Origin of the sequence: Micromonospora sp. WMMD710 (assembly GCF_029626045.1) — a bacterium.
Taxonomy (GTDB): Bacteria; Actinomycetota; Actinomycetes; order Mycobacteriales; family Micromonosporaceae; genus Micromonospora.
In genome coordinates this window covers 3,805,836-3,831,446 of record NZ_JARUBD010000001.1, presented here as the reverse complement: position 1 = coordinate 3,831,446, position 25,611 = coordinate 3,805,836, and the positions used below count along the sequence as shown (strand labels likewise).

Here is a 25,611-nt window from a genome sequence, read left to right as displayed (position 1 = left end):
CCGGCGGGTTCGAACCTCGTACCGGCGGTGGTCTACGCCCTGCCGGGTCGGCCGAGCGCTCCGCCTGCGGGTGGCCGTTACGCTACGGCTACCCGTTCGCAGGTCGGTTTACAGTTAGCAAAGTTTACTAAAACTAGAGGACGTGGCATGAGTGCGACCCGGCTGCCCGGTACCCCCCGCCTGTTGCGGGCGCTCAACGACCGTGCGGCACTGGAACTGCTCCTGGAACGGGGGCCGCTGACCCGCGCCCGACTCGGCGAGCTGACCGGGCTGTCCAAGGTCACCGCCTCCCAACTGGTCGAGCGGCTGGAGGAGCGCGGTCTGGTCAGCCGGGTCGGTGAACAGGCCGGCGGGCGAGGGCCGAACGCCCAGCTCTACGCCGTACGCCCGGCCAGCGCGCACGTGGTCGGGGTGGACGTCGGCCCGGACCGGGTGGTGGCCGCGTGCGCCGACATCACCGGTGCCGTGATCGGCAGGGTGGAGCAGTCCACCCGGGACACCGACGACCCGGTGGGCGTGGTGCACAACGCGGTGGTGCAGGCGGCGAGTAGCGCCCAGGCGCAGCTGAGCAGCGTACGGCGGATCGTGCTCGGCACGCCGGGCCTGGTCGACCCCGGCACCGGCGACATCACCTTCGCCTTCAACCTGCCGCGGTGGCACAGCGGCCTGCTCGCCGCGCTGCGCGAGGACCTGCACACCCCGGTGGTCTTCGAGAACGACGTCAACCTGGCCGCCGTGGCGGAGGCGCAGTCCGGGGCCGCGCAGGGGCTGTCGGACTTCGTACTGGTCTGGGTGGGTGCCGGCGTCGGTCTCGCGATCATGCTGGGTGGGCGGCTGCACCACGGCAGCAGTGGCGCGGCCGGTGAGATCGGCTACCTGCCGGTGCCCGGCGCGCCCATCCCGCGCGACGTCTCCCGCCGCGCCAAGCCGGCCTTCCAGCAGCTGATCGGTGGGGATTCGGTCCGGGCGGTGGCCCGCGAGCACGGATACCCGGACGGCGACGCCGCCGAGGCCGTCCGTGCCGCCGTCGCCGCCGGCGCCGACGGTGCCCCGATGCTCGACGAGTTGGCCCGCCGGCTCGCGCTCGGCGTGGCCAGCACCTGCGTGGTGCTCGATCCGCCGCTGGTGGTGCTCGCGGGCGAGGTCGGCCAGGCCGGCGGGGCGGCGCTCGCCGACCGGGTGCAGCGGGAGGTCGCGGCGATCACCCTGGTGCGGCCACGGGTGGTGCCCACCGGGCTGACCGAGGAGCCGATCCTGCACGGCGCACTGCGCACCGCGCTGAACGCCGTCCGTGACGAGGTGTTCGGCTCCACCGTCGGCTGAGCCCGCAGGGGCGGTCATGTGAAGGAATATTTCACCGCCGACAGTCGAGCTGCAAGCTGTTGCCGTGCTGGTTCCGGCCGCCGGGCCGCCCGCCCCGCTTCGTGGGCGGCCCGGCGACCGCGACTCAGATCAGGTCCCGGCGACGGAACACGGCGAACGCCGCCGCCGTCAGCCCACCGGTGATCATGAGCAGCACCAGCAGCGCGGGCACCCAGGTCAGGCTGTAGAAGCCCTCGCAGTAGACGCCCGGCCGGCTGTTCGCGCAGAGCTGGGGATCCCAGAACCGGGCCTCGCCGGTCAGCCACGCCCCGATGTGACTGGAGAGCATCAGCTGATCCGGCCGCCGGGCGTCGACGATCTCCAGCACCAGCCGGCCACCCAGCTCCCACACCACCACGTACGCGGCAACCGCGCCGAGCGCCGCCGAGGTGTGCCGGCCCAGCGTCGCGATGGCGAAGCCGAGGGCGGTGGCCAACAGCACCAGCACCAGACCACGGCCGTGCACCGCGGCCAGCGAAGACCAGAAGTCATCGCTGAACCGCCCCGCCAACCCGGCGGTCTGCCCGATCACCCAGAACGTCGCGAGGTAGAACACCGAGGCCAGCAACGACACCACCAGCACCGCGCCGAGCAGGGTGGCCAGCTTGGTGCCGAGCACCGTCAGCCGTCGTGGACGCCACAGCAGCAGGTTCACCACGCCGCCCGAGTTCAGGTCCGCGCCGATGTAGGAGGCGCCGATCAGGAACCCGAACAACACCAGGAACGCGATCAGGAAGTACAGCAGCGGGCGGGCCTGCTCGGCGAAGCTGAACACGCCGACCAGGAAGTCGGCCGCGATCGGGAGCCGATCGCCCCGGATCGGGTCGATCTCCGAGCAGTCCCTGGGGTAGTAGCCCTCCGTGTCCCCCCGCGGGGGCGTCTCGTTCTGCCGGGCCAGGCATTCCTGGAAGGCGACCTCCATGCCCTGCCGCGCCTCGTTGGCCTTCGCCCGCGCCACGGAGAGTTCCTCGGCGCTCGGCTTGTGGGAGCCGGCCAGCGTGGTCGCCGCCGTGACACCGAACGCCAGCACCAGCAGAACGACCATGAGCTGCACGAAACGGCGGGCGGACAGCCGCTCCACCTCGGCACGGACCAGGTTCACGCGTCCACCCCCCGTACGTCGAGATCGATCGGCTCGCCCTCCGCGCCGGACGGCGGCCCCGCCTGGTCGACCTGGCGCGGCACCGACGGATGCTCACCGGCACCCGTCAGCTCCAGGAAGACGCTCTCCAGATCCGGCCGCAGCGGCGTCAGCTCGCCCACCCACAGCCCCTGCTCGCCGAGCACGTGGCTGATGACCGTCGAATCGGTCACCCCACCCACCACCAGCGCACCCGAGTCCACCATCGCCGTCAGCTCGGCCGCCTGCAACAGCTCGACGGCGCGTTCCGGCTCGGCCACCCGGACCAGGAACTCGTGCCGGTCGTAGCCGGCCAGCACCTCGTCCACCCGGCCGGCCGCCACCCGCCGCCCCCGCGAGATGATCGTGACGTGGTCGCAGATCAGCTGGATCTCGCCCAGGATGTGGCTGGACACCAGCACGGTCACCCCGGACGCCGCCAGCGACCGCATCAGGTCCCGCATCTCCCGGATGCCGGCCGGGTCCAGCCCGTTCGCCGGCTCGTCCAGGATCAGCAGCCGCGGATCCTTCAACAACGCCGACGCCACCGCCAGGCGTTGCTTCATGCCCAGCGAGTACGCCTTCACCCGCTCGTCACCCCGGTCGCGCAGGCCCACCAGCTCCAGCGCCTCGTCCACCCGCGACACCGGCACCCCGCCGGCGCGGGCCAGCAGTCGCAACGTGCGGTGGCCGCTGAAGTTGCCGAAGAACTGCGGGCTCTCCACGATGGCACCCACCTGGCCGGCCACCCGGGGCAGCAACTCCGGCGAGGGCTCACCCAGCACGGTCATCCGCCCGCCGTCGGCTCGCACCAGCCCGAGCAGGGCGCGCAGGGTGGTGGTCTTGCCCGAGCCGTTCGGCCCCAGGAAGCCGTGGATCTGACCCGCCTCGACCACCAGGTCGAACCCGTCGACCGCCACCCGTCTGCCCTTGCGCACGCTGTGGAAGGTCTTGCGCAGACCTTCGATCTCGATGACCGCGCTCATCCGCGCGGCTCCGTACCCCGATCGAGCATGGGCCGTCCTCCGAGTGTGGTGATCAACGACACGGTGCCCCACCCTATGGCCGGGGCGCCGCCCGTGGGGGGCGCCCCGGCGTTGCGTGGTTGGATGGAGTGGTGACTGGTGACCTGATCCCCGGCGCTGCCGACGCCACCTCCTCCGCCACGTCCGTGGACCCGGATCTGGTGGTCAGCCTCGACGGCGTCGGCGTACGCCGGTCCGGCACCGCGCTGCTGCAGGACCTGACGTGGCGGGTCGAGCTGGACGAGCGCTGGGTCGTGCTCGGGCCCAACGGGGCCGGCAAGACGACGCTGCTCAACCTCGCCTCCGGGCGGCTGCACCCCACCACCGGTGTCGCCCACGTGCTCGGTGAGCGGATCGGCCGCACCGACGTCAACGAGCTGCGCACCCGCATCGGGCTCTCCACCGCCGCGCTCGCCGAGCGGGTGCCCGCCGATGAGCAGGTCAGCGACGTCGTGGTGACGGCCGCCTGGTCGGTGGTCGGCCGCTGGCGGGAGAGCTACGACCGCGGCGACGAGGCGCGGGCACGGGCCCTGCTCAGTCAACTCGGCGTCGGCGGCCTCGCCGAACGCCGCTACGGCACCCTCTCCGAGGGCGAACGCAAGCGGGTGCAGATCGCCCGTGCCCTGATGACCGACCCGGAGCTGTTGCTGCTCGACGAGCCGACCGCCGGTCTCGACCTGGGCGGCCGCGAGGACCTGGTGGCCCGGCTGGCCGAGCTGGCGTACGACCCGGACGCGCCCGCCATGGTGCTGGTCACCCACCACGTGGAGGAGATCCCGCCCGGGTTCACCCACGCACTGCTGCTGCGCGAGGGCGCGGTGGTCGCCCAGGGTCTGCTCGCCGAGACGCTGACCGGCGACAACCTCTCCAAGACCTTCGGCCTGCCGCTGGTGGTCGAGCGGTCGGGCGGCCGCTACACCGCGCGCGCCGCCTGAGCGACCAGGGAGGGTGACCGTGTCCCAGACCCGCGTGGCCGTGGTGGGCAGCGCCAACATGGACCTGGTCGCGATGGCGCCCTCGCTGCCGCGGCTCGGCGAGACCATGCTCGGCACCGACTTCGTGATGGTGCCCGGCGGCAAGGGCGCCAACCAGGCCGTCGCGGCCGCCCGGGCCGGTGCCTCCTGCGCGTTCCTCGGCGCGATCGGCTCCGACGCGTTCGGCGTCACGCTCAAGGCCCGGATCACCGCCGCCGGCGTGGACACCGACCAGCTGCGGGTGGTCTACGGCACCTCCGGGGTCGCCCTGGTCATGGTCAACGCTCAGGGCGAGAACGCCATCGTGGTCACCCCCGGCGCGAACGACGCGCTGGTCGGCCTCACCGACGAAGAGCTGGCTACGGTACGCGGGGCCGACGTCCTGGTCGCCCAGTTGGAGATCCCGGTGCAGACCGTGGCCGCCGCCGCGGTGGCCGCCCGCGCCGCCGGCACGCGGGTCATCCTGAACGCCGCCCCGGCGAGGGACCTTCCGCCGGAGCTGCTCGCGTCGGTGGACCTGCTGGTCGTCAACGAGGGCGAGGCGCAGGCCCTCACCGGCCGAGGTCGGGAGGAGCCCCGGGCGCTGCTCGACCTGGTGCCCCGCGCCGTGCTCACCCACGGCGGTGCCGGCGCCTGGTACGTCGACCGGGACGGCACCGAGGCGCACGTGCCCGCGTTCCAGGTGGACGTGGTCGACTCCACGGCGGCGGGTGACGCGTTCACCGCCGCGCTGGCCGTCGGCTGGGGTGAGGGGCGCGACATCGTCGACGCGGTGCGCTGGGCGTCCGCCGCCGGCGCGGCCTGCGTACGCAGACTCGGCGCCTCGGTGGCGCTGCCGCAGCGGGCCGAGATCGACGAGCTGTACGCGCGGGGCTGACCCACCCGCGTCAGGCCGGCTGGCCGGTCGCCGTCGCGGTGCGAAAGGCCCGACGGTACGCCGACGGCGAGGTCAGCATGACCCGACCGAAGTGGTGGCGGTAGCTGACCGCGCCCCGCTCGACGATCACCTGCGACTGCTGACCCGGCGGTGGGCAGGGCCTCGCTGGCGGGCGAGCGCTCAGAGGGCCGGGTCGTCGACCAGCTTCTCGCCGCGCCGGCGCAGCATGCCCAGCCCCGGGATGCCGGCCACGGCCAGCTTGAGGTCGCGGGTGACGTCGAGCAGATCGTGCAGGTCGGGCCCGACCCGGTCGAGGGTGGCCAGGATCGGCAGGATGTCCGCCGTCAGGTGCTCCTTGAGCTTGGGCAGCTCGTCGACCAGGTGGATCGCGGCGGTTATCTCCTCGTGGCTGAGCTGCTCGACGAACCGTTCGGCCATCGGTGCGGCCCGCCGCAGCGCCGGCTCGTACGCCGCCAGCAGCTCGGCCGCCGTGCCGGCCGCCTCCGCCGCGGTCCCCACGGTGACGGCGGCCCGGTCGGCCACCGCATCGGCCTTCGCGACCACCTGGTTGGTCCGGTCCAGGGTCGTCTCGATCCGGTCCACCACACCGTTGATCCGGGCGAGCAGCGCCTCCACCCCGTCCAGCACCGCGAACGCGCGGGCGGGCACGGCGGCGAACGAGGCGGCCGAGCCGAGGGCCTGATCGAGAGCGGATCGGGTCAGACCGACCATCGCGGCCGGTGTGGGGAGGGGGATCGCCATGGGATCCAGTGTGCGTCGCCCGCACCACAACCGCTCGTCCGCCGCGGCCGGTGGGGCCTCGGCCGGCCCGCCCGACGGTAGGGTGCCGGCATGTCGGCCCCCTCGCCGCACCAACCGCCGAGCACCCGTACCGCCGTGCTTCTCGCCGTCGTCGCGGCGGTCGCCGCCGCACTCGGCGCGCAGGTGCTGGGCCGGGCGGACGCCGGCCTCACCGCCCGGCAGGTGACCGTCGGCGGCGTGCCGATGACCGAGGTACGTGCCGACCCGCCGATGTCCGACGTGCGGCGTCCCGGCGTCGTGATCGCGCACGGCTTCGCCGGCTCGGCCCGACTGATGCGACCGATCGCCGACACCGTCGCCCGTCGTGGAGCGGTCGCCCTGCTGTTCGACTTCGCCGGGCACGGCGCCAACCCGGCCCGGCTCGCCGGCGACACCTCGAACGACACGCTCGCCGCCGACCTCGACCACGCCGTCGGCTACCTGCGCTCGCTCCCGGACGTGGATCCGGCCCAGATCATGCTGGTCGGGCACTCGATGGGTGCCGGCGCCGTGACCCGGTACGCGGCCGGGCATTCCGAGATCGCCCGGACCGTGGCGATCTCGCTGCCCGACGCCGGCGAGCTGCCCCCGGGTCGACCGGCGGAGCTGCTGCTCATCGTCGGTGGCGCGGAGTTCCCGGGGTTCCGGCACGCGGCCGACGACGCCGTCGGACGGGGTGCGGCGGTGGGCCGGCGGCCGGCCGTGGTGGTGCCGGGCGTGGAGCACATCTCGGTGCTGTTCGCCCCGCGTACTCACGAGGAGATCGCCGACTGGCTGCCCAGCGTCGACGGTGACGCCGCGCCCCGACCGCTGGTCCGGCTCGCCGGGGCGGCGCTGCTGCTGCTCGCGTTCGGCGCCGGCGTGGTCCCGCTGGCGGCCCTGCTCCTGACCCGACGTTCCAACGGCGGCCGGTCGACCGACCGGGTGCCGATCGGTGGTCTGGCGCTGCTCGGGCTGGCGGTCGTGGCGGCCGGCCTCGGCGCGGCCGTCGCCGCGGTGCTGCCGACGACCCGCCTCCCGCTCGCCGTCGGCGGCTATGTCACCGGCTTCCTGCTGGTCACCGGCGTGCTGGTGCTCGCCGGCCACCGTTGGCTGCCCGGCGCGACGTCACCGCCGGTCCCGGCCGTCGGCGAGACGTCACCGCCAGCCCCGGCCCGGACGATCGTCGCGGCGGTGGCACTGACCGGGTACGCGGTCCTCGCCGTCGCGCTGCCGATCCACCTGGGCCTGACCTCGGCACTGCCGGTGGGTGCCCGCTGGTGGCTGCTCCCGCTGGTGCTGGCCGCCTGCCTGGTGTTCCTGCTGGGCGTGGAGTCGGTCGCCGCCGGCCGGACCGGTCGGCACCTGCTGGTCGTCGCGGTCACCGTGCTGGTGCTGACCGCGTCGGCGCTGGTCGGCCTCGCACCCGGGTTCGTGCTGTTGGTGGTCCCGCTGTTCGCGTTTCTGCTCGGCTGGCACGTCGTCTGGGCGGCCGTGCTGCGCCGGTACGCGGCCCCGCGCTGGTTGCTGGCCGTGCCCGGCGCCGTGCTGGTGGGCTGGCCGATCGCCACCACCCTGCCGTTGAGCTGACCCCTAACGGCCGGCGCGGGCGACCCGCAACGCCCACCAGATCAGCGGTACCTGCATCGGCACCCGACCGTAGGCGATGGCCCGCTTCGTCGGGCGGCGGTGCCGCCAGTCCACCGCCATCTTCACGTTCGCCGGCAGCACGGCGACGAACAGGGCGGCAGCCGCCCGACCACCGGTAGCGCGGGTGGCCGGATGCGCCACCGCCGCCGCCACGGCCAACTCGGCGACTCCACTGGCGTACGTCCAGAAGCGGGCCGGGCCGGGCAGAGCGCGCGGCACGATCGGGTCGTAGACGCCGGGGCGTACCAGATGGGTGACGCCGGCCGCGGCGAGCAGGCCGGCGAGGGCGACGGCCTCGCCGCGGCGGGTGGTCATCGATGGTCTCCCTGCTGTTCGACGGCGCGCTGCACGGCCCGGTAGATCTGCCCGAACCGTAGCGCGTCCGGTGTGCGCACCAGCAGATCCTCCCGGCCGTGGTGCTGCACCCACAGCTCGTGCACGTGGCTGCCGCGCTCGTAGGAGCGATCGAGCCAGCCGAGCGGGATCTCCAGGAACGGGATCAACGCCAACGCGCCCACCGCGAACGCGGCGAGGACGATCAGCGTCACCTTCCAGTTGCCCCGATCCTGCGCCGACCAGACCAGCGAGACGACGCAGACCAGCGCGACCAGCGGCGGCAGCGAGAGCAGCAGCACCAGAACACCGCGACCGAGCACCCGGCCGCGCACCGCGAGCGTCTTCGGACCTCGCGCGTGCCAGACGTACGTCACGTCGGAGAGGGCGACCACGTGACCACCCGAACGAATCGACTCGGAGGTCACCTGCACCGCGTCGTCCCGGTAATAGAGGGTCATCACTAAGCCTAACCACCACCAGGCAAACCGGCCCCGGCCCGGCGAGCCCCCTTGGGGGGTGCGGGTGGTGTGGCCGTCCTTGGGAGTTGATGTCGTCAACGACATCACGGGCTTGCGACATCGAGGGCCTCATTCCCCGATGCATTGACGACAGCAACTCCATGGGCTCTGCGGAGAGCATGGCCGACCCCCTGCCGGCCGGGCTCACGCCGGCCGGGTCCACGTCGGCCGGGTCCACGTCGGCCGGGTCCACGTCGGCCGAGCCCGCGCCGGGAGGGCTAACGGCGGGTGACGGGGCGGGCCGGTTGGCTGTGCTCCATGGCGCGCTGCACCGCCCGGTAGATCTGACCGAAACGCAGCGCGTCGCCGGTGCGCAGCAGCTGCACCGGCTGGCCACGCCAGCGGGCCCAGATCTCCAGCTGCCGGCTGCCCCGGGCGTACGAGCGGTCCAGGTGTTCGAAGAGGAAGTCGGCGACCGGCCCGATGGCGAGCCCGACGAGCACCGACGCGCCGACGATGGCGATCGTCACCGTGGGCGATCGGTGCAGCCAGACGGCCACGCCGATGCCGAGCACGGCCGCGATCAGCGGGCCGGCCAGTGCGGCGCCGATCGCGCCCCGCCCCACGAGCACCCGCCAGGAACGCGTGCCTCGGCGGTGCCACACCAGGGTGATCTCGGCCAGCGGATAGGCCCGGCCGTCCACCCGGACGGCGGTGGAGGTGACCTGCACCGACCTGTCGTCGTAATACGTGATCATGGCTGGACTCCCGCCCGCGGGGCTGACACCACACTACTTACCCAAACGAGCCGGGTCGTAAGGTTGGCACGCGACTTCGACGAGGAAGTGAGGGCAGCGTGGGCGAGTTCGTTCGGCTGGAGACCAGGGACGGCATCGGCACCATCCGGCTGGAGCGGCCGCCGATGAACGCGCTCAACACCCAGGTGCAGGAGGAGTTGCGCGCCGCCGCGACGGCGGCCACCGCCGACCCCGAGGTCCGCGCCGTCATCGTGTACGGCGGGGAGAAGGTCTTCGCCGCCGGCGCGGACATCAAGCAGATGGCCGAGATGTCCTACGTGGACATGGCCGACCGGGCCGCGAACCTGTCCAGCGCGCTCGGCGCGATCGCCCGGATCCCCAAGCCGGTGGTCGCCGCGATCACCGGCTACGCCCTCGGTGGCGGCTGCGAGCTGGCGCTGGCCTGCGACTGGCGGGTCGTGGCCGAGGACGCCAAGCTCGGGCAGCCGGAGATCAAGCTGGGCATCATCCCCGGTGCGGGCGGCACCCAACGGCTGGCCCGGCTGGTCGGCCCGGCCCGCGCCAAGGATCTGATCATGTCGGGGCGGATGGTGGACGCCCAGGAGGCGCTGCGCATCGGCCTGGCCGACCGGGTCGTCCCGGCCGCCGAGGTGTACGACGCGGCGGTCGCGCTCATCACGCCGTACCTGAACGGGCCGGTGCAGGCGCTGCGCGCCGCGAAGCTCGCGGTCGACGGCGGCCTGGACATGGACCTGAACTCGGGCCTGGCCTGGGAGAGTCAGCTCTTCGCGGCGCTGTTCGCCACCGACGACCGGCGCGAGGGCATGGCGGCCTTCGTGGAGAAGCGCAAGCCGGACTTCACCGGCCGCTGACTATTAGCCGAGAACGGTTCACATTGTTCCTACCGGCCAGTAGCGTGGGGCCTCGGTCATGCGGGACGAAGGGGAGCAGCGAATGACGGAGCGGATCGAGGGCCACGGCGGAGAGTTGGCGCTGGCGGCGCTCCGCGCGCACGGCGTACGGGAGATGTTCACGCTGTCCGGCGGGCACGTCTTCCCGCTCTACGACGCCGCGCACAAGACCGACTTCCCGATCTACGACGTCCGGCACGAGCAGTCCGCGGTCTTCGCCGCCGAGGCGGTCGCCAAGCTGCAGCGCCGCCCCGGCCTCGCCGTGCTCACCGCCGGGCCGGGCGTCACCAACGGCATCTCCGGCATGACCAGCGCCTCCTTCAACGCCTCACCGGTGCTGGTGCTGGGCGGCCGGGCGCCCGCGTTCCGCTGGGGGTCGGGCAGCCTCCAGGAGATGGACCACCTGCCGCTGGTCGCACCGGTCACCAAGCACGCCGAGACGGTGTTCAGCACCGACGACATCCCGCGCGCGGTGGGTGCCGCGCTCACCGCCGCGCTCACCCCGCACCGCGGGCCGGCGTTCCTCGACTTCCCGCTGGAGACGGTCTTCTCGGTCGCCGAGGCCGAACTGCCCACCGTGGAGGGCATCGACCCGGTCGTGCCCGACCCGGAGGAGGTCGGCCGCGCCGCGCTGCTGATCGCCGCCGCGCAGCGCCCGGTCATCATCGCCGGCTCCGACGTGTACGCCGGCGACGCGGTCGCCGCCCTGCGGGAGGCGGCCGAGGCGTTGCAGGTGCCGGTGTTCACCAACGGGATGGGGCGCGGCTCGCTCCCGCCGGAGCACCCGCTCTCCTTCGCCAAGGCCCGCCGGGCGGCGCTCTCCGGCGCCGACGTGGTCGTGGTCGTCGGCACCCCGCTGGACTTCCGGCTCAGCTTCGGTGACTTCGGCGACGCCAAGGTGGTGCACATCGTCGACGCGCCCAGCCAGCGCGCCGGGCACGTGCAGCCGGCCGCCGCACCCGCCGGCGACCTGCGCCTGATCCTCTCCGCGCTGGCCGATCACGCCGGTGACCGGGCCGACCACAGCGACTGGATCGCCGACCTGCGCGCCGCCGAGGACGCGGCCAAGGCGCGCGACGCGCAGGAGATGGCCGCCGAGACCGACCCGATCCGGCCGGCCCGGATCTACGGCGAGCTGCGCCGGGTGCTCGCCCCCGACGCCATCACGATCGGCGACGGCGGCGACTTCGTCTCGTACGCCGGCCGCTACCTGGAGCCGGCGCAGCCCGGCACCTGGCTGGACCCGGGCCCGTACGGCTGCCTGGGCACCGGCATGGGCTACGCGATGGGCGCCCGGGTCAGCCACCCGGACCGGCAGATCTGTGTGCTGATGGGCGACGGCGCCGCCGGCTTCTCGCTGATGGACGTCGAGTCGCTGGTCCGCCAGAAGCTGCCCGTGGTGATCGTGGTCGGCAACAACGGCATCTGGGGCCTGGAGAAGCACCCGATGAAGGCCATGTACGGCTACGACGTGGCCGCCGACCTGCAACCGGAGTTGCGCTACGACACGGTGGTCAGCGCGCTGGGCGGCGCGGGCGAGACGGTCGCGAAGGCCGCCGACCTGGGCCCGGCGTTGCAGCGGGCGTTCGACGCCGGCGTGCCGTACCTGGTCAACGTGCTCACCGACCCGACCGACGCGTACCCCCGCTCGTCGAACCTGGCCTGAGGCGCGCCCGCAGCCGCCGTCGCCCCGCAACGGGCGGCGGGGGCTCGTGTCAGACCTCCGGCCGGTCACCCTCGCGCGGCGGGTCACCGTCGCGGTGGCGAAGGTCGTCCTCGCGGCGGCGCAGGTCCTCCTCCCAGCGGCGGAACAGCTCCTGGTCCTCTTGCTGGGAGCGTTCCTGCACCGAGCGGAGGAACTCGGGGTCGTCGTCGGGCGCGAGCGGGCGCGGCCGCCGGTCGGCGGCCCCGCCCGTCGGCCAGGGCTTGCGGGCACCGGAGCTGGGCTCCCGGCCGGCGACGAACCAGGCGATCGACCCGACCAGCGGGAAGAACAGGATGATCAGCACCCAGGCGATCCGGGGCAGGGCGCGGATCTGACCCTCCTCGGCGGAGAGGCAACTGATTAGCGCGCAGACGGCGAGGACGATCTGCGCCAGGAAGAGGAGTACGTACAGCCGGGCCATCCACCCATCATGGCGCACCGCGTCCCGTCACCACAGTCCGCTCATCACCAGCAGCGCACCGAGCAGCGCGAGCCCGACGGTGCCGAACGCGACCAGGGGCAGTGTGCGGCCACCGGTGCGCGCCGGCCCGGTGCCGGTGCCCCGCGACCAGCACAGCACCAGCGCGGCGCCCCAGAGCAGCACGGCGACGCCGGAGGCCAGCGTGCCGACGGGGCCGCCGGTCGACCCGAGCCGGACGGCGAGCACGGTCACCACGGTCAACGCCAGCAGGGTGCGCCGCCACGCCAGCCGGGTCCGCTCCGGCTGCAACCCGGGATCGCGTCCGGCACTCACCCTGCGCCGACCGCCCGGACCAGCACGGCGACCACCAGCAGCAGCGCGCCGGCGCCGACGGTGAGGGCCAGGACGGCGGGGAACCGGGACGCGGGTAGCTCCGCGCCGAGCCGGATGGCCCGTTCGGTACGTGCCCAGTGGTCCACGGCGCGGACGGCGACGAGGCCGCCGAGCAGCAGCAGCGCGATCGCGATCACCTCGCGCAGGTGGCCCATCGGCAGGGGCGGCAGGAACTGCGCGGCGGCCAGCCCGCCGCCGACCAGCGCCAGGGCGGTGCGCAGCCAGGCCAGGAAGGTCCGCTCGTTGGCCAGCGAGAACCGGTAGTCCGGTGTCTCGCCGACCGCGCGCGCCTCCGCCGGGTCGAACCATCGCTTGATCGCCTCCCACACGCTGTCGATTATTCGCTTCCGTCCCGGCTTAGCCTGGGCCGGTGACCGATCTTGATGTGCTGACGCTGCGCAACGCCTACGACAACCAGCTCCGCCCGGAGATCCCCGACCCGGTTCCGGCCGGGGTGACGGTGGAGCGGGACGGGCCGCTGGTCCGGATCATCGGGCTCGACGCGGGAGGGTTCCTCACGTACCGCGACCTGGGCGGGCTGACCGGCGCGGCGCTGGACGAGCTGATCGCCCGGCAGGTGGAGCTGTTCCGCGAGCGCGGCCAGTCGGTCGAGTGGAAGCTCAACGGGCACGACGAGCCGGCGGACCTGGCGGACCGCCTGCGCGCCGCCGGCTTCGTGCCGGAGGACCGGGAGACCGTCGTGGTCGGGCCGGTCGCGCCGCTGGCCGCCGCGCTGCCGGTCGCCCCCGAGGGGGTACGCCTGCGTGAGGTGACCTCCCGGGAGGACCTGGAGCGGATCGCCGCCATGGAGGAGGAGGTCTGGCAGGAGGACCGCTCGCACCTCGTGTGGGGGCTGGCCAAGGAGATCGACGCCGACCCGCACTCGATCACCGTCGTGGTGGCCGAGGCGAACGACACGGTGGTGAGTGCGGGCTGGGTGCGGTTCCCGGCGAACACCGGTTTCGCCACCCTGTGGGGCGGCTCGACCCTGCCGCAGTGGCGGCACCGGGGCATCTACCGGGCGCTGGTCACCTACCGGGCGCGGCTGGCCGAGCAGCGGGGTCGGACGCTGTTGCAGGTCGACTGCTCCGAGGACAGCCGGCCCATCCTGGAACGGCTCGGCCTCATCCCGGTCACCACCACCACGCCGTACGTCTACACTCCGTGATCATGGAGCAGCGGTTGACGGATGAGGAGCGGTTGACCCTCAAGACCGGTGCCTTCGGTGCCGTCCTCCTGGTCTCCAACGCCGACCCCGGGATGCTGGGGGTGTTCCGGGAGAGCTTCGCCGCCTCCGGGGCGTTGGCCGACGCCAGCGGCGTGGTCAAGGAGGCGCTGACCACCGGCCCGCTGCCCTGGTTGCCCCGCGATTCCGAGCTGGAGATCGAGTCGGTGGTGCTGCCGGCGCTCACCGGCGCGGTGCGGATCCTGCGGGAAAAGGCGCCGACGGACGTCGAGACGTACCGGTCGGTGGTGTTGACGGCGGCGGACCGTGCGGCCCGGGCGCACAACGGGGTGGCGCCGGCGGAGGCGGCGGTCATCGACCGGATCCGGGGTGCGCTGGCCGAACCGGCCTGACCGCGGCACTGCCGGTGACCTGTGTCACTCTGTGTGCCCGGGAGCCGCAACCTACTGGCAGGTAACATTGCGCCGTGGGCAACTGCACAACAGCCCGCGGTTGACCGGGCGTCGACCGACGCGCGAGGCTGCGCCCCAGACCGGGCGAGCGAATCGCATCACCACACAGGAGGGTCGTCGAAGCGCGATGAATATCGTCGTACTCGTCAAGCAGGTGCCTGATTCGGGCGCGGACCGCAACCTGCGCAATGACGACAACACCGTCGACCGCGGTTCGGCGAACAACGTGATCAACGAGATGGACGAGTACGCCATCGAGGAGGCGCTGAGGATCAAGGAGGCGCACGGCGGCGAGGTCACCATCCTGACCATGGGTCCGGACCGGGCGACCGAGTCGATCCGCAAGGCGCTCTCCATGGGCCCGGACAAGGCCGTGCACGTGCTGGACGACGCCCTGCACGGGTCCTGCGCCGTGGCCACCTCGAAGGTGCTCGCCGCCGCGCTCGGTCAGCTGAACGCCGACCTGGTGATCTGCGGCGCCGAGTCCACCGACGGCCGCGTCCAGGTCATGCCGCACATGATCGCCGAGCGGCTCGGTGTCGCGGCGCTCACCGGTGCCCGCAAGCTCACCGTCGACGGCGCGACGCTGACCGTCGAGCGGCAGACCGAGGAGGGCTACGAGGTCGTCACCGCCTCCACCCCGGCCGTGGTCTCCGTCTGGGACACCATCAACGAGCCGCGGTACCCCTCGTTCAAGGGCATCATGGCCGCCAAGAAGAAGCCGGTGCAGACGTTCTCGCTGGCCGACCTCGGCGTCGCACCGACCGAGGTGGGCTTCGACGGCGCGACCAGCGCCGTGGTCGAGCACAGCAAGCGTCCGCCGCGCTCCGGCGGCGCCAAGATCACCGATGAGGGCGAGGGCGGCGTCAAGCTGGTCGAGTTCCTCGCCACCGAAAAGTTCGTGTGAGAGCGGGTCTGGACATGTCTGAGGTTCTCGTCGTCGTCGAAGCCACCAAGGAATTCGGCGTCAAGAAGGTCACCCTGGAGATGCTCACCCTCGCCCGCGAGCTGGGCACCCCGAGCGCGGTGGTGCTCGGCGGCACCGGCGCCGCGGAGGCGCTGAGCGCCAAGCTGGGCGAGTACGGCGCGGAGAAGATCTACGCCGCCGAGGGTGACGACATCGACGGCTACCTGGTGGCCCCCAAGGCGACCGTGCTGGCCGAGCTGGTCAAGCGGGTGCAGCCGGCCGCCGTCCTGCTGGCGTCGGCCCAGGAGGGCAAGGAGATCGCCGCCCGGTTGGCCGTCAAGCTGGACAACGGCATCCTGACCGACGTGGTCGGCCTGGCCGCCGACGGCACCGCCACCCAGGTCGCGTTCGCCGGCTCCACCATCGTCAAGTCCAAGGTCACCAAGGGCCTGCCGTTGGTCACCGTGCGACCCAACTCGGTCACCCCGGCCCCGGCCGCCGCCACCCCGGCGATCGAGCAGCTCACCGTCTCGGTCACCGACACCGACAAGCTGGCCACAGTCGTCGAGCGGGTCGCCGAGCAGAAGGGCTCCCGGCCCGAGCTGACCGAGGCCGGCGTGGTCGTCTCCGGCGGCCGTGGCGTCGGCAACGCCGACAACTTCAAGCTGGTCGAGGAACTGGCCGACCTGCTCGGCGGCGCCGTCGGCGCGTCCCGCGCGGCGGTCGACTCCGGCTTCTACCCGCACCAGTTCCAGGTGGGTCAGACCGGCAAGACGGTCTCCCCGCAGCTGTATGTCGCGCTCGGCATCTCCGGTGCCATCCAGCACCGGGCCGGCATGCAGACCTCGAAGACCATCGTCGCGGTCAACAAGGACGGCGAGGCGCCGATCTTCGAGCTGGCCGACTTCGGCGTGGTGGGCGACCTGTTCAAGATCGTCCCGCAGGCCGCCGAGGAGATCCGCAAGCGCAAGTGAGCGTCTGACACAGAGAAAAGTGGCCGCCCGTTGCCGGGCGGCCACTTTCTCGTGGGGAGCTGATCGGCGGGCCGGGGAGCTGAGCCGGCCCGCCGATCAGCCCGTCAGGGTGCCCCTCAGCAGGCTGTCACCGGAATGCGCGGGCTTGTTGTCGTACTGCTCGGCGGAAACGTCGACCACCGAGTAGCTCTTGAGGTCGACATTCGGGGGCAGGGGCAGCAGAGCGTCCGCGTCGCCACCGAGGGTGCCGACCGAGAACATCTGCATCGTCGTCGGGTTGATGAGCCAGACCTCGTAGTACCCCGGCACGCGCGGGAGATTCGCCACATGCAGATGTAGTTGGCCGTTCTGCAGAATCCGTGCGTCGCCCTGGGCCGCCTTTGGCGTCGAGCCGAAGGCCGCGAGCGGCGCACTCGCCAGCACCGCGGGCGTCGGAGCGGGCTCCGGATCGTCCGGGCGCAGCACCGAGACCGTACCCAGCACGCCGATCGCCGCCGCCACGGCGGCCACCGTGCTGGCCGCCCAACGCGACCAACCGCCGCGCCGCCGCGCCCGTGACCTGCCGCCCGACTCCGCGCCGGAAGCACCCGGCGTGTGCGGCTTGGCCGCAGAGCCGTTCGACCGCTGCACGATCGTCACCGGCTCGGTGGCCTGCTGCCGGCGGGCCTCGGTCAGCGACGGCACGGCCTCGGCCGCCCGGACCTCGGCCACGATGCCCTGCCAGATGTGCTCCGGCGGGTCGGGCAGGTCGGCCAGACCCTGCGTCTCCACGCCGAGGCCGGCCACCTGCCGCAACGCCTGCAGCTCCACCCGACAGTGCGCGCAGTTGTCGAGGTGGGTGCTCTCCCCGTTGTCCGCCTCGCTCTCACCGAGCGCCAGAAAGACCAGCCGGTCGTGGTCCAGGTGCTGCACCGTCCACCTCCCATCTGCGTTTCAAGCTCGCCATGCCGCGCCGGATGTGACTCTTCACGGTGCCCAGCGGCACCCCGGTCACCGTGGCTATCTGCTGGTGTGTCAGGTCGTCGTAGAAGGCCAGCTCCAGCATGCGTCGCTGGTCGTCCGGCAGGCGGGCCAGCTCGTCGGCGATCACCAACCGATCCACCACCCGGTCCGGGTCCGGACCGGTCGGCGCCGGCTCGGCCAGCTGCCGGACCGTCTCCACCACCCGGGTCTCCCGGGCCGAGGCGCGCATCCGGTCGATCACCTTGCGCCGGCCGATGCCGAGCAACCAACCGATCAGCGACCCCTTGGCCGGGTCGAACGTGTCGCGGCCCAGCCAGGCGGCGACGAACGTCGCCTGGGTCACGTCCTCGGCGTCGCTGCGGTTGGCCAGCATCGACGTGGCCAGGTGCAGGACGGCGCGGCCGTACCGGTCGTACGCCTCGCGCAGCGCTGCCTCGTCACCGGCGCAGAACCGCGGAGCGAGGTCGTCCACCGGGGGGTCCGGTTCCTGTCGTGGCGCCGTCATCGGGCGGCTCGCCTTCGATGGGGCATGCCCGACTGTAGCTGCCACAGTCTCCGCCCCACTTTCCCGGTCGATGTCATCTCACCAGCTCTTCGTCGCCCGCACCCGACCCGGATGCGGATGCGGCCGAAAAAGAAAAACGCGTCCGGTGCGCATCCACCCGCCGGAGAGCCGGCGTAACCCGTTCTGCACGCCAGGCCTGACGAATCAGCACCAATCACCAGGAGGCAGACATGCAGCTCTCGTACTTCCGTCGGGTCGCCGCAGGCGGCGCGGTCGCCGCGCTGGCCTTCGCCGGCGTCGCCGCGTTCACCGCCACCCCCGCGTACGCCGCCACGTCGAAGGTCTCCGTCGTGCACGGCATCCCGGACACCCCGGTCGACGTCTACGTCAACGGCAAGAAGACGCTGGACAACTTCAAGCCCGGCGACGTGGCCGGCCCGCTGAACCTGGAGGAGGGCGACTACGACATCGCGCTCACCAAGCCCGGCGAGCCGATCGGCAGCGCGATCCTCAAGGTCGACAACGCGGCCGTACCGGGCGGGGCGAACATCAGCATCGCCGCGCACCTCGACGCCGCCGGCAAGCCGAAGATCACGCCGTTCGTCAACGACGTCTCCAAGGTCGACGCCGGCAAGGCCCGGCTGATCGTCCGGCACACCGCCGCCGCCCCCGAGGTGGACGTCCGCGCCGGTGGCACCCCGGTCTTTAAGGGCCTCACCAACCCGAACGAGGCCAAGGGCGACGTCGACGCGGGCACCGTGAAGGCGGACGTGGTGCTGGCCGGCACCGACACCGTGGCCATCGGCCCGGCCGACCTGAACCTCAAGGAGGGCACCGCCACGATCGTCTACGCGATCGGCTCCGCCGAGGGCAAGACCCTCGACGTGGTCGCGCAGAGCATCACCGGGCTGCACTCCGCCCCGGGCGGCGTGCCCAGCGGCGACGGTGGTCAGGCCGGCACGGGCGTGAACACCTGGTGGTACGTGCTCACCGGCGCCGGCGTACTCCTGCTGCTCGGCGGCGGGGTGCGGATGGCGACCGCACGGACCGGTCGCCAGTGACGGTGCGCAACCGCGGCGCGCTGGCGGCCATGGCCGCCGGCGTCGCCGCGCTCACCGTCGCCGCCCTGGTGGCGTGCGGCTCCCAGCCGACGGAGAGTGTGGGCGCCGAGGAGGCGAGCACGCTGGCCAGCACCCCACCGGCCGCCGCCAGCGCCCCGTCGGTCCCGGTGACCGCCGGTGAGCTGCCCGCCGACGCGGAGACCATCCCGCCGGTACGGCTGGTGATCCCCGAGATCAACGTCACCGCCACGGTCAACGCGGTCGGCGTCAAAGAGCGCACCAACGAGTTCGAGGTGCCGCCGGGCGTCAACCAGATCGGCTGGTACCGGTACGGCCCCGGCCTGGAGACGGCCGCCGGCTCGGTGGTCATCGCCGGCCACGTGGACAGCGCCAAGCAGGGCAAGGGTGCGTTCTTCCGGCTGCGTGAGCTGGGCCAGGGTGACACCCTCACCGCGATCGGCAGCGACGGCAAGGCTCGCCGCTACCGGGTCGTCGCCCGGGAGGAGTACGCCAAGACCAAGATTCCGCTGGACCGGTACTTCGCCCGCGACGGCAAGCCACGGTTGACCCTGATCACCTGCGGCGGCCCGTTCGACGCGAAGGCCCGCAAGTACCGCGACAACATCGTCGTCACCGCGGTGCCCGCCTGAGCGGGTCCGCCCGCGCCGTGCCGGGGTGGGAAGCCGCGCCCCGGCCGGCGCGGAGTCCCCTCCGCCCTCCGGGCCCCGACCTGTCGGCCGTAGGCTGGACGGTGATGGCTTACCTGGATCACGCGGCGACGACTCCGATGCTCGACGAGGCACTGGAGGCGTACGTCGCCACCGCCCGCGAGGTCGGCAACGCGTCCTCCCTGCACGCGGCAGGTCGTCGTGCCCGCCGCCGCGTGGAGGAGTCGCGTGAGCAGGTGGCTGCCGTCCTCGGTGCCCGCCCGTCCGAGGTGATCTTCACTGGTGGTGGCACGGAGAGCGACAACCTCGCGGTCAAGGGCATCTACTGGGCCCGCCGCGACGCCGGCACCGACCGCCGCCGGGTGGTCTCCAGCGCCGTCGAACACCACGCCGTACTCGACGCGGTCGACTGGCTCGCCGAGCACGAGCGCGCCGAGGTCGGTCTGCTGCCCGTCAGCGACGCCGGCCGACTCGACCCGGAGGCGCTGCGCGCCGAGCTGGCCGCGTACGGCGAACGGGTGGCCGTGGTCACCGCCATGTGGGCGAACAACGAGGTGGGCACCGTCCAGCCGATCGCCGAGCTGGCCGCCGTCGCCGCCGAACACGGCGTGCCGTTCCACACCGACGCCATCCAGGCGGTCGGTCAGGTGCCGGTCGACTTCGCCGCAAGCGGCGTCGCCGCGCTCACCGTCACCGGGCACAAGCTGGGCGGCCCGACCGGTGCGGGCGCCCTCCTGCTCGCCCGGGACGTGGCGGCCACCCCGCTGCTGCACGGCGGCGGGCAGGAACGCGACGTCCGCTCCGGCACGCTGGACACCGCCGGCATCGTCGCCTTCGCCGTCGCCGTGGAGGCCGCGGTCAAGGGCCAGCAGGAGTACGCCGCCCGGGTCGCCGCGCTCCGCGACGACCTGATCGAACGGGTCCGGCGGGCGGTGCCCGAGGTGATCTACAACGGCGACCCGGTCGACCGGCTGCCCGGCAACGCGCACTTCTCCTTCCCGGGCTGCGAGGGTGACGCCCTGCTGCTGCTGCTCGACGCCCAGGGCATCGCCTGCTCGACAGGTTCGGCCTGCTCCGCCGGCGTCGCCCAGCCCTCGCACGTGCTGCTGGCGATGGGCGCCGACGACGACCGCGCCCGCTCCTCGCTGCGCTTCACCCTCGGCCACACCAGCACCCAGGCCGACGTCGACGCCCTCATCGCGGCCCTTCCCGCAGCGGTGGAACGAGCCCGCCGAGCCGCGTCCCCCCGAACCCCCCGCTAGCCCAGCCCTGCCCAGCCCAGCCCAGCCCAGCCCAGCCCAGCGCTGCCCAGCCCAGCCCAGCCCAGCCCAGCCCAGCCCAGCCCAGCGCACGCCAGGCCAAAACTCCGCACTCTGCCCCGCGATCTTGCACTTTCCGTGCCGACATATGCCGCAGACAGCGCGAATGAACGACCGAACTGCAAGATCGCGGCGGGACGCGCGTGGGCCGGACAGTGCCCCCGGGACCGAGGGTCGATCATGGAGTTGTGGTGCCCGGGATGCGGCGATCGGCGACTTTTGTCACCCACCACAACTCCATGATCGACGGGGAGGGGTGGGGAGGGGAGGTGCGGGAGAAGGGTGGGACGGGGACGGGGACGGGGACGGGGACGGGGACGGGTGGTGCGGGGTTGGGGTTGGGGTGGGGTGGGTGGATAGGGTTGGTTGGGGGGATGGGAAGGGAGTGGGCTGGTGAGGGTTCTGGCGGCGATGTCGGGCGGGGTTGACTCGGCCGTGGCGGCGGCGCGGGCGGTGGCGGCCGGGCACGACGTGACCGGTGTGCACCTGGCGCTGGCGCGCAACCCGCAGACGTACCGCACCGGGGCGCGCGGCTGCTGCACCCTGGAGGACTCCCGCGACGCCCGGCGGGCGGCCGACGTGATCGGCATCCCGTTCTACGTCTGGGACATGGCCGACCGGTTCCACGAGGATGTCGTGGACGACTTCGTCGCCGAGTACGCCGCGGGTCGTACGCCCAATCCCTGCCTGCGCTGCAACGAGAAGATCAAGTTCGCCGCGGTGCTGGACCGGGCCGTGGCCCTGGGCTTCGACGCGGTCGTCACCGGTCACCACGCCCGGCTCGGCCCGGACGGGCTGCTGCGTCGCAGTGTCGACGTGGCGAAGGACCAGTCGTACGTGCTGGCCGTGCTCACCCGCGACCAGCTCGACCGGTCGATGTTCCCGCTCGGTGACTCGACCAAGGCGCAGGTCCGCGCGGAGGCCGCCGAGCGTGGCCTGGCGGTGGCCGACAAGCCGGACTCGCACGACATCTGCTTCATCGCCGACGGCGACACCCGCGGTTTCCTCGCCGGCCGGCTCGGTGAGGCGCCCGGCGACGTGGTCGACGCGACCACCGGCGCGGTGGTGGGCAGCCACACCGGCGCGTACGCGTACACGGTGGGTCAGCGTCGTGGGCTGCACCTGGACCGGCCGGCCCCGGACGGGCGGCCACGCTACGTCCTCTCCATCACGCCGAAGACCAACACGGTGACCGTCGGCCCCGCGGAGGCCCTCGAGGTGTCCGACGTCCGGGCCGTTCGTCCGGTCTGGACCGGCGGCGCCCGCCCGGACGCTCCGGTGGAGTGCCAGGTGCAGTTGCGCGCGCACGGCGACGTGGTGCCCGCGACCGTCGCCCTCGACGGTGACCGCCTGCACGCCGAGCTGCGCCGGCCGGTACGCGGTGTCGCCGCCGGTCAGGCCATCGTGGCGTACCGGCCGGACCCGGCCGGCGACGTGGTCCTCGGCTCCGCCACCATTACCGGCTGAACGCACGGTCGCCGCACGGTCCGGGCGTACACCGGGATAGCCTTCGCCCGTGACAGATCAGGCGTGGCCCTGGCCGGCTGGTGCGGCGACCGGAATTGGTTCGCTGCCCGGCACCGACATCGCCGAGGCCCAGCGGGTGGTCCTCGGTGAGCTACCCGCGCTGCCCCACCTGCCCGAGTTGCCGGCCCGCGGCCCGGGCGCGGACCTGATCGGCCGCACCGCCGGGCTGCTGGTCGAGCTGCCCGTGGAGCTGTACACCGGCCGGTGGCGGGTCGCTCCCCGCCCGGGCCGGGACCTGCGCCGGGCCCGCGACCTCATGGAACGCGACCTGGATCAGCTCGCCGAGCAGGCCGAGGAGTACGCCGGCCCGATCAAGGTGCAGGCCGGTGGCCCGCTCACCCTGGCCGCCGCTCTGGAACTGCCGATCGGTGGCCGGCTGCTGCGCGACCCGGGCGCGGTCCGCGACCTGACCGGTTCCCTCGCCGAGGGTCTGCGCGCCCACGTGGGGGCGGTCGCCCGGGTCCTGCCCCGGGCGTCGGTGCTGCTCCAACTGGACGAACCGTCGCTGCCGACGGTGCTGGCCGGCCGGGTGCCGACCGAGAGCGGGCTGGGCGCGTACCGGGCGATGGAGTCGGTGGATGCGGCGGCGCTGCTGCGCACGGTCGTCGAGGCGGTCGGCGTGCCGACGGTGGTGCACTGCTGCGCTCCGGACGTACCGCTGGAGCTGATCCGCTCCACCGGCGCCGTCGGGGTGGCCCTCGACCTCGACCTGGTGACCGACCTGGACCCGCTGGGCGAGGCCATCGACGCCGGCCTCGGGGTGCTGGCCGGGGCCGTGCCGACCCGGCCGCCGTCGGCCGGTGGCGCGCCGACCTCCGCGCAGGTCGCCGATCGGGTACGCCAGCTCTGGGACCGCCTCGGCTTCCCCCGCCGGCAGCTCGCCGAGCAGGTGGTCGTCACGCCGGCGTGTGGCCTGGCCGGAGCGACCCCGCAGTACGCGCGGGCGGTGCTGGCCGCGTGCCGGGACGCCGGCCGGCGGTTCACCGAGGACTGAGGTTTTTCTGTCGTACCCGGCGGGCAGGATGACGGTCATGATTGGACAGCTACGTTCAGTGGTGATCGACTGCCCCGATCCGCGGGCTCTGGCCGCGTTCTACTCCGAGCTGCTCGGCATTCCTCTGGCCGAGGGTGACGCTGACGACGAGTGGGTGGTGCTGGGCGGTCCGCCCGGGCATCAGCCCCGGCTGGCGTTCCAGCGTGCGCTCAACCTGCGTCCGCCGGCCTGGCCGGATCCGGAGCGTCCGCAGCAGTTCCACATCGACGTGACGGTGGACGACATCGAGACCGCCGAGAAGGCCGCGCTCGCGCTGGGCGCGCGGCGGCTGCCCGGCGAGGGCGAGGGTTTCCGGGTCTACGCGGATCCGGTCGGCCACCCCTTCTGCCTCTGCTGGGACTGAGCCTGGTGTGGGTTGCGGCGGCCGGGCATCATGGCCGCCGTGATCTCCACCTCCGCGCTGCGCGCCTCCGGCTCGCTCTTCGGTCTCGCCTACGGTGACGCGCTGGGCAAACCCACCGAGTTCCTGACCGTCGCCGAGATCGAGCGCCGCTACGGTCCGACCGGCCCTCGTGAGCTGGTCGGTGAGCCGGCCCTGGTCACCGACGACACCCAGATGGCGTTGGCGGTGGGTTGGGCCCTACACGAGGCGCCGTCGCTCACCCCACAGGCGGTGGAGCCGCTGCTGCGGCAGCGTTTCCTGGCCTGGGCGATCAGCCCGGACAACAACCGCGCCCCGGGCATGACCTGCCTGCGGGCCTGCGCCGAGCTGCGCCGAGGGCTGCCCTGGCAGGAGGCGACGGTGATCGGCTCGAAGGGCTGCGGGGCCAACATGCGGGTCACCCCGGTCGGGTTGCTCGACGTCGACGGGGACACGCTGGCCGGTCTGGCCCAGTTGCAGGCCGGGTTGACCCACGGCCATCCGACCGGGCTGGCCGCGAGTGAGCTGACCGCGTACGCGGTGTTCGCCCTGCGCGGCGGTGCCACGCTGTCCGATCTTCCCCGGGTCCTCACCGGGCGGGCGCGATCCCAGCGCGGGGTGTACCGGGAGCAGTGGCTGGGTGACCTGTGGCAGCGGGCCGGTGCCGGCACACCGGAGGAGTTCATCGCCCGGGGCTGGGACGAGTGCCTGGACGCGCTCGGCCGGCTGACGGCAGCCCTGGAGCAGCCCGACGACGGCGGTGACCCGTGTCGGGTCACCGGGGAGGGCTGGGTTGCCGAGGAGGCACTGGCCACCGCGTTGCTCTGCGCCGTACGGCACGCCGACGACCCGGTCGCCGTGCTGGCCCGGGGTGCCACCACCGCCGGCGACTCCGACTCGATAGCCGCACTGGCCGGCGCGTTCGTGGGCGCGGCCGCCGGGATGGCCGCCTGGCCGCACGGGTGGGTGGACCGCATCGAGTACGCCGACCAGCTCGCCACGCTCGGCGCCGCCTGGGACTGACCCGGCGATCCCGGCCTGCGGTCCCGGCCTGCGGTCCCGGCCTGCGGTCCCGGCCTGCGGTCCCGGCCTGCGGTCCCGGCCTGCGGTCCCGGCTCGGCTCGGCCCGTTGTCCCGGCCCGGCGTTCCGGCCCATTGTCCCGGCCCGGCGTTCCGGCCCGACGTTCCGGCCCGGCGTCGCGGCCCGGCGGCGCTGGCCGCCCGACGTGATCGACTTGCAGGAAAGCGAGTGGATCACGGGCAGCGGGTGGCGCCGATGGTCAGCTGGTGGGCAGGTGGCGCAGGTTGCGGACCTTCTGCCACAGGTCGGCGTCGCAGCGGCCGGCGCGGTCGGCGAAGTCCGCCGAGCCGATCCGGACCGGCTCGGTCAGGCTCAGGTAACTGTCGTGCTCGGCGCCGGGGTCCCAGTCCCGGGTGGGGATCCGGACGTGGTCGTCCCGGTCACTCTTGTCCTGGCTGGTGATCTTCAGGACGTCGGACCCCCGGGAGTCGGTGCGCAGCACCAGGCAGGGCCGCACCTTCGACCCGCTGCCGTCGGCGTACGGCACGTCGGCCCACCAGATCTCGCCCGCCGCGGGAGCGCCGGCCGCCCGGTCGGTGTCGCGGGAGCGGGGCCTGGTGGCCGGCCGATCGGTGCCTCGTGGCCTCGGCGGCGCGGAACGACGGCCGCCGGTCGGGGCGCCCCGACCCGGCCGGGTGCCCGGTCGCCGGTTCGCCACCCGGTGCCGCCAGCTGTTCCACGCCCAGCCGGCGGCCACCGCCAACAGGATCGCCACCGCCCAGAGCAGCACCTCGGGCATCCGTACCTCCGCCTCTGCGCGACACGTGGGCCGCCTCGTTCGGC

29 protein-coding genes are annotated in these 25,611 nt (G+C 73.2%); 17 read left to right on the top strand and 12 right to left on the bottom strand.

Annotated features, from left to right (window positions below; genetic code table 11):
* The first annotated feature begins 147 nt into the window (after positions 1-147).
* A complete protein-coding gene (locus tag O7620_RS17570) occupies positions 148-1,323 on the top strand; it encodes an ROK family transcriptional regulator (protein WP_278123851.1) in 1,176 nt (391 codons plus the stop codon).
* Between the two features lie 124 nt (positions 1,324-1,447).
* Here the strand turns inward: O7620_RS17570 and O7620_RS17565 are convergent, their stop codons facing one another.
* Complete coding sequence (locus O7620_RS17565; RefSeq protein WP_278123850.1) at positions 1,448-2,464, bottom strand: ABC transporter permease subunit; 1,017 nt, start codon at positions 2,462-2,464, stop codon at positions 1,448-1,450.
* On the bottom strand, positions 2,461-3,468 hold the full coding sequence (locus tag O7620_RS17560; protein ID WP_278123848.1) for an ATP-binding cassette domain-containing protein: 1,008 nt from the start codon (positions 3,466-3,468) through the stop codon (positions 2,461-2,463). The genes O7620_RS17565 and O7620_RS17560 overlap by 4 nt, the downstream gene beginning before the upstream one ends.
* 131 nt (positions 3,469-3,599) lie before the next feature.
* Between O7620_RS17560 and O7620_RS17555 the strand changes: the two genes are divergently transcribed.
* Together O7620_RS17555 and O7620_RS17550 are read left to right on the top strand one after the other, a co-directional pair.
* On the top strand, positions 3,600-4,442 hold the full coding sequence (locus O7620_RS17555) for an ABC transporter ATP-binding protein (protein ID WP_151490791.1): 843 nt from the start codon (positions 3,600-3,602) through the stop codon (positions 4,440-4,442).
* 19 nt (positions 4,443-4,461) lie between these two features.
* Positions 4,462-5,358: a ribokinase gene (locus O7620_RS17550; protein ID WP_278123846.1), complete on the top strand. Its 897-nt coding sequence runs from the start codon at positions 4,462-4,464 to the stop codon at positions 5,356-5,358.
* Positions 5,359-5,538: 180 nt separating this feature from the next.
* Here the strand turns inward: O7620_RS17550 and O7620_RS17545 are convergent, their stop codons facing one another.
* Complete coding sequence (locus tag O7620_RS17545) at positions 5,539-6,120, bottom strand: hypothetical protein (RefSeq protein ID WP_278123845.1); 582 nt, start codon at positions 6,118-6,120, stop codon at positions 5,539-5,541.
* 90 nt (positions 6,121-6,210) lie between these two features.
* Between O7620_RS17545 and O7620_RS17540 the strand changes: the two genes are divergently transcribed.
* The gene (locus tag O7620_RS17540) at positions 6,211-7,728 is read left to right on the top strand and encodes an alpha/beta fold hydrolase (RefSeq protein WP_278123844.1); all 1,518 of its coding nucleotides are present in this window, start codon (positions 6,211-6,213) and stop codon (positions 7,726-7,728) included.
* A gap of 3 nt (positions 7,729-7,731) precedes the next feature.
* Here O7620_RS17540 and O7620_RS17535 read toward each other — a convergent pair whose 3' ends face one another.
* The 3 genes from O7620_RS17535 to O7620_RS17525 all read right to left on the bottom strand — a co-directional run bounded on the left by O7620_RS17535 (position 7,732) and on the right by O7620_RS17525 (position 9,340).
* Entirely contained in the window at positions 7,732-8,103 is a 372-nt protein-coding gene (locus tag O7620_RS17535) for a hypothetical protein (RefSeq protein ID WP_278123843.1), read from the bottom strand.
* The gene (locus O7620_RS17530; RefSeq protein WP_278123842.1) at positions 8,100-8,582 is read right to left on the bottom strand and encodes a DUF6232 family protein; all 483 of its coding nucleotides are present in this window, start codon (positions 8,580-8,582) and stop codon (positions 8,100-8,102) included. The genes O7620_RS17535 and O7620_RS17530 overlap by 4 nt, the downstream gene beginning before the upstream one ends.
* A gap of 278 nt (positions 8,583-8,860) precedes the next feature.
* Positions 8,861-9,340: a DUF6232 family protein gene (locus O7620_RS17525; RefSeq protein WP_278123840.1), complete on the bottom strand. Its 480-nt coding sequence runs from the start codon at positions 9,338-9,340 to the stop codon at positions 8,861-8,863.
* A gap of 98 nt (positions 9,341-9,438) precedes the next feature.
* On the opposite strand from O7620_RS17525, the gene O7620_RS17520 reads away from it, so the two are divergent.
* Positions 9,439-10,212 (top strand): enoyl-CoA hydratase-related protein, encoded by a 774-nt coding sequence (locus O7620_RS17520; RefSeq protein ID WP_151490800.1) that lies wholly within the window; start codon positions 9,439-9,441, stop codon positions 10,210-10,212.
* Positions 10,213-10,294: 82 nt separating this feature from the next.
* Positions 10,295-11,917 (top strand): acetolactate synthase, encoded by a 1,623-nt coding sequence (locus O7620_RS17515; protein WP_151490801.1) that lies wholly within the window; start codon positions 10,295-10,297, stop codon positions 11,915-11,917.
* A 49-nt stretch (positions 11,918-11,966) separates the two neighbouring features.
* On the opposite strand, the gene O7620_RS17510 is transcribed toward O7620_RS17515, so the two are convergent.
* Genes O7620_RS17510 through O7620_RS17500 form a run of 3 tightly spaced genes read right to left on the bottom strand, consistent with a single transcriptional unit; the run spans position 11,967 to position 13,099 of the window.
* Positions 11,967-12,377, bottom strand: a complete 411-nt coding sequence (locus O7620_RS17510) for a PLD nuclease N-terminal domain-containing protein (protein WP_278123839.1) — start codon at positions 12,375-12,377, stop codon at positions 11,967-11,969.
* Between the two features lie 27 nt (positions 12,378-12,404).
* Positions 12,405-12,710, bottom strand: a complete 306-nt coding sequence (locus O7620_RS17505; protein ID WP_151490803.1) for a DUF202 domain-containing protein — start codon at positions 12,708-12,710, stop codon at positions 12,405-12,407.
* Positions 12,707-13,099 carry a DUF202 domain-containing protein gene (locus O7620_RS17500; protein WP_278123838.1) on the bottom strand — a complete coding sequence of 131 codons (393 nt, stop codon included), beginning with the start codon at positions 13,097-13,099 and terminating at the stop codon, positions 12,707-12,709. The genes O7620_RS17505 and O7620_RS17500 overlap by 4 nt, the downstream gene beginning before the upstream one ends.
* A 41-nt stretch (positions 13,100-13,140) precedes the next feature.
* On the opposite strand from O7620_RS17500, the gene O7620_RS17495 reads away from it, so the two are divergent.
* The 4 genes from O7620_RS17495 (at position 13,141) to O7620_RS17480 (ending at position 16,289) form a co-directional block, all read left to right on the top strand.
* Positions 13,141-13,938, top strand: coding sequence for a GNAT family N-acetyltransferase (locus tag O7620_RS17495; protein ID WP_151490805.1), 798 nt, complete (start codon positions 13,141-13,143; stop codon positions 13,936-13,938).
* The gene (locus tag O7620_RS17490; protein ID WP_151490806.1) at positions 13,935-14,348 is read left to right on the top strand and encodes a hypothetical protein; all 414 of its coding nucleotides are present in this window, start codon (positions 13,935-13,937) and stop codon (positions 14,346-14,348) included. The genes O7620_RS17495 and O7620_RS17490 overlap by 4 nt, the downstream gene beginning before the upstream one ends.
* 187 nt (positions 14,349-14,535) lie before the next feature.
* Positions 14,536-15,315, top strand: a complete 780-nt coding sequence (locus tag O7620_RS17485; protein WP_278123835.1) for an electron transfer flavoprotein subunit beta/FixA family protein — start codon at positions 14,536-14,538, stop codon at positions 15,313-15,315.
* Between the two features lie 14 nt (positions 15,316-15,329).
* Positions 15,330-16,289 (top strand): electron transfer flavoprotein subunit alpha/FixB family protein, encoded by a 960-nt coding sequence (locus O7620_RS17480; protein WP_151490808.1) that lies wholly within the window; start codon positions 15,330-15,332, stop codon positions 16,287-16,289.
* Between the two features lie 96 nt (positions 16,290-16,385).
* On the opposite strand, the gene O7620_RS17475 is transcribed toward O7620_RS17480, so the two are convergent.
* Together O7620_RS17475 and O7620_RS17470 are read right to left on the bottom strand one after the other, a co-directional pair.
* Positions 16,386-17,201 (bottom strand): anti-sigma factor, encoded by an 816-nt coding sequence (locus O7620_RS17475; RefSeq protein ID WP_278123834.1) that lies wholly within the window; start codon positions 17,199-17,201, stop codon positions 16,386-16,388.
* Entirely contained in the window at positions 17,155-17,757 is a 603-nt protein-coding gene (locus O7620_RS17470) for a sigma-70 family RNA polymerase sigma factor (protein WP_278123833.1), read from the bottom strand. The genes O7620_RS17475 and O7620_RS17470 overlap by 47 nt, the downstream gene beginning before the upstream one ends.
* A 230-nt stretch (positions 17,758-17,987) precedes the next feature.
* Between O7620_RS17470 and O7620_RS17465 the strand changes: the two genes are divergently transcribed.
* The 7 genes from O7620_RS17465 to O7620_RS17435 all read left to right on the top strand — a co-directional run bounded on the left by O7620_RS17465 (position 17,988) and on the right by O7620_RS17435 (position 24,770).
* The gene (locus O7620_RS17465; RefSeq protein WP_278123831.1) at positions 17,988-18,818 is read left to right on the top strand and encodes a DUF4397 domain-containing protein; all 831 of its coding nucleotides are present in this window, start codon (positions 17,988-17,990) and stop codon (positions 18,816-18,818) included.
* Complete coding sequence (locus tag O7620_RS17460) at positions 18,815-19,468, top strand: class F sortase (protein WP_278123830.1); 654 nt, start codon at positions 18,815-18,817, stop codon at positions 19,466-19,468. The genes O7620_RS17465 and O7620_RS17460 overlap by 4 nt, the downstream gene beginning before the upstream one ends.
* Before the next feature lie 104 nt (positions 19,469-19,572).
* Positions 19,573-20,748 carry a cysteine desulfurase family protein gene (locus tag O7620_RS17455; protein ID WP_278123829.1) on the top strand — a complete coding sequence of 392 codons (1,176 nt, stop codon included), beginning with the start codon at positions 19,573-19,575 and terminating at the stop codon, positions 20,746-20,748.
* A gap of 450 nt (positions 20,749-21,198) precedes the next feature.
* On the top strand, positions 21,199-22,272 hold the full coding sequence (gene mnmA / locus O7620_RS17450) for a tRNA 2-thiouridine(34) synthase MnmA (protein WP_151491442.1): 1,074 nt from the start codon (positions 21,199-21,201) through the stop codon (positions 22,270-22,272).
* Positions 22,273-22,321: 49 nt separating this feature from the next.
* Positions 22,322-23,326, top strand: a complete 1,005-nt coding sequence (locus O7620_RS17445) for a methionine synthase (RefSeq protein WP_151491443.1) — start codon at positions 22,322-22,324, stop codon at positions 23,324-23,326.
* A 37-nt stretch (positions 23,327-23,363) separates the two neighbouring features.
* Complete coding sequence (locus tag O7620_RS17440; protein WP_278123828.1) at positions 23,364-23,729, top strand: VOC family protein; 366 nt, start codon at positions 23,364-23,366, stop codon at positions 23,727-23,729.
* Between the two features lie 30 nt (positions 23,730-23,759).
* The gene (locus O7620_RS17435) at positions 23,760-24,770 is read left to right on the top strand and encodes an ADP-ribosylglycohydrolase family protein (protein ID WP_278123827.1); all 1,011 of its coding nucleotides are present in this window, start codon (positions 23,760-23,762) and stop codon (positions 24,768-24,770) included.
* A 257-nt stretch (positions 24,771-25,027) separates the two neighbouring features.
* Here the strand turns inward: O7620_RS17435 and O7620_RS17430 are convergent, their stop codons facing one another.
* Positions 25,028-25,567 (bottom strand): type II toxin-antitoxin system PemK/MazF family toxin, encoded by a 540-nt coding sequence (locus tag O7620_RS17430; protein WP_278123825.1) that lies wholly within the window; start codon positions 25,565-25,567, stop codon positions 25,028-25,030.
* Positions 25,568-25,611 lie beyond the last annotated feature (44 nt).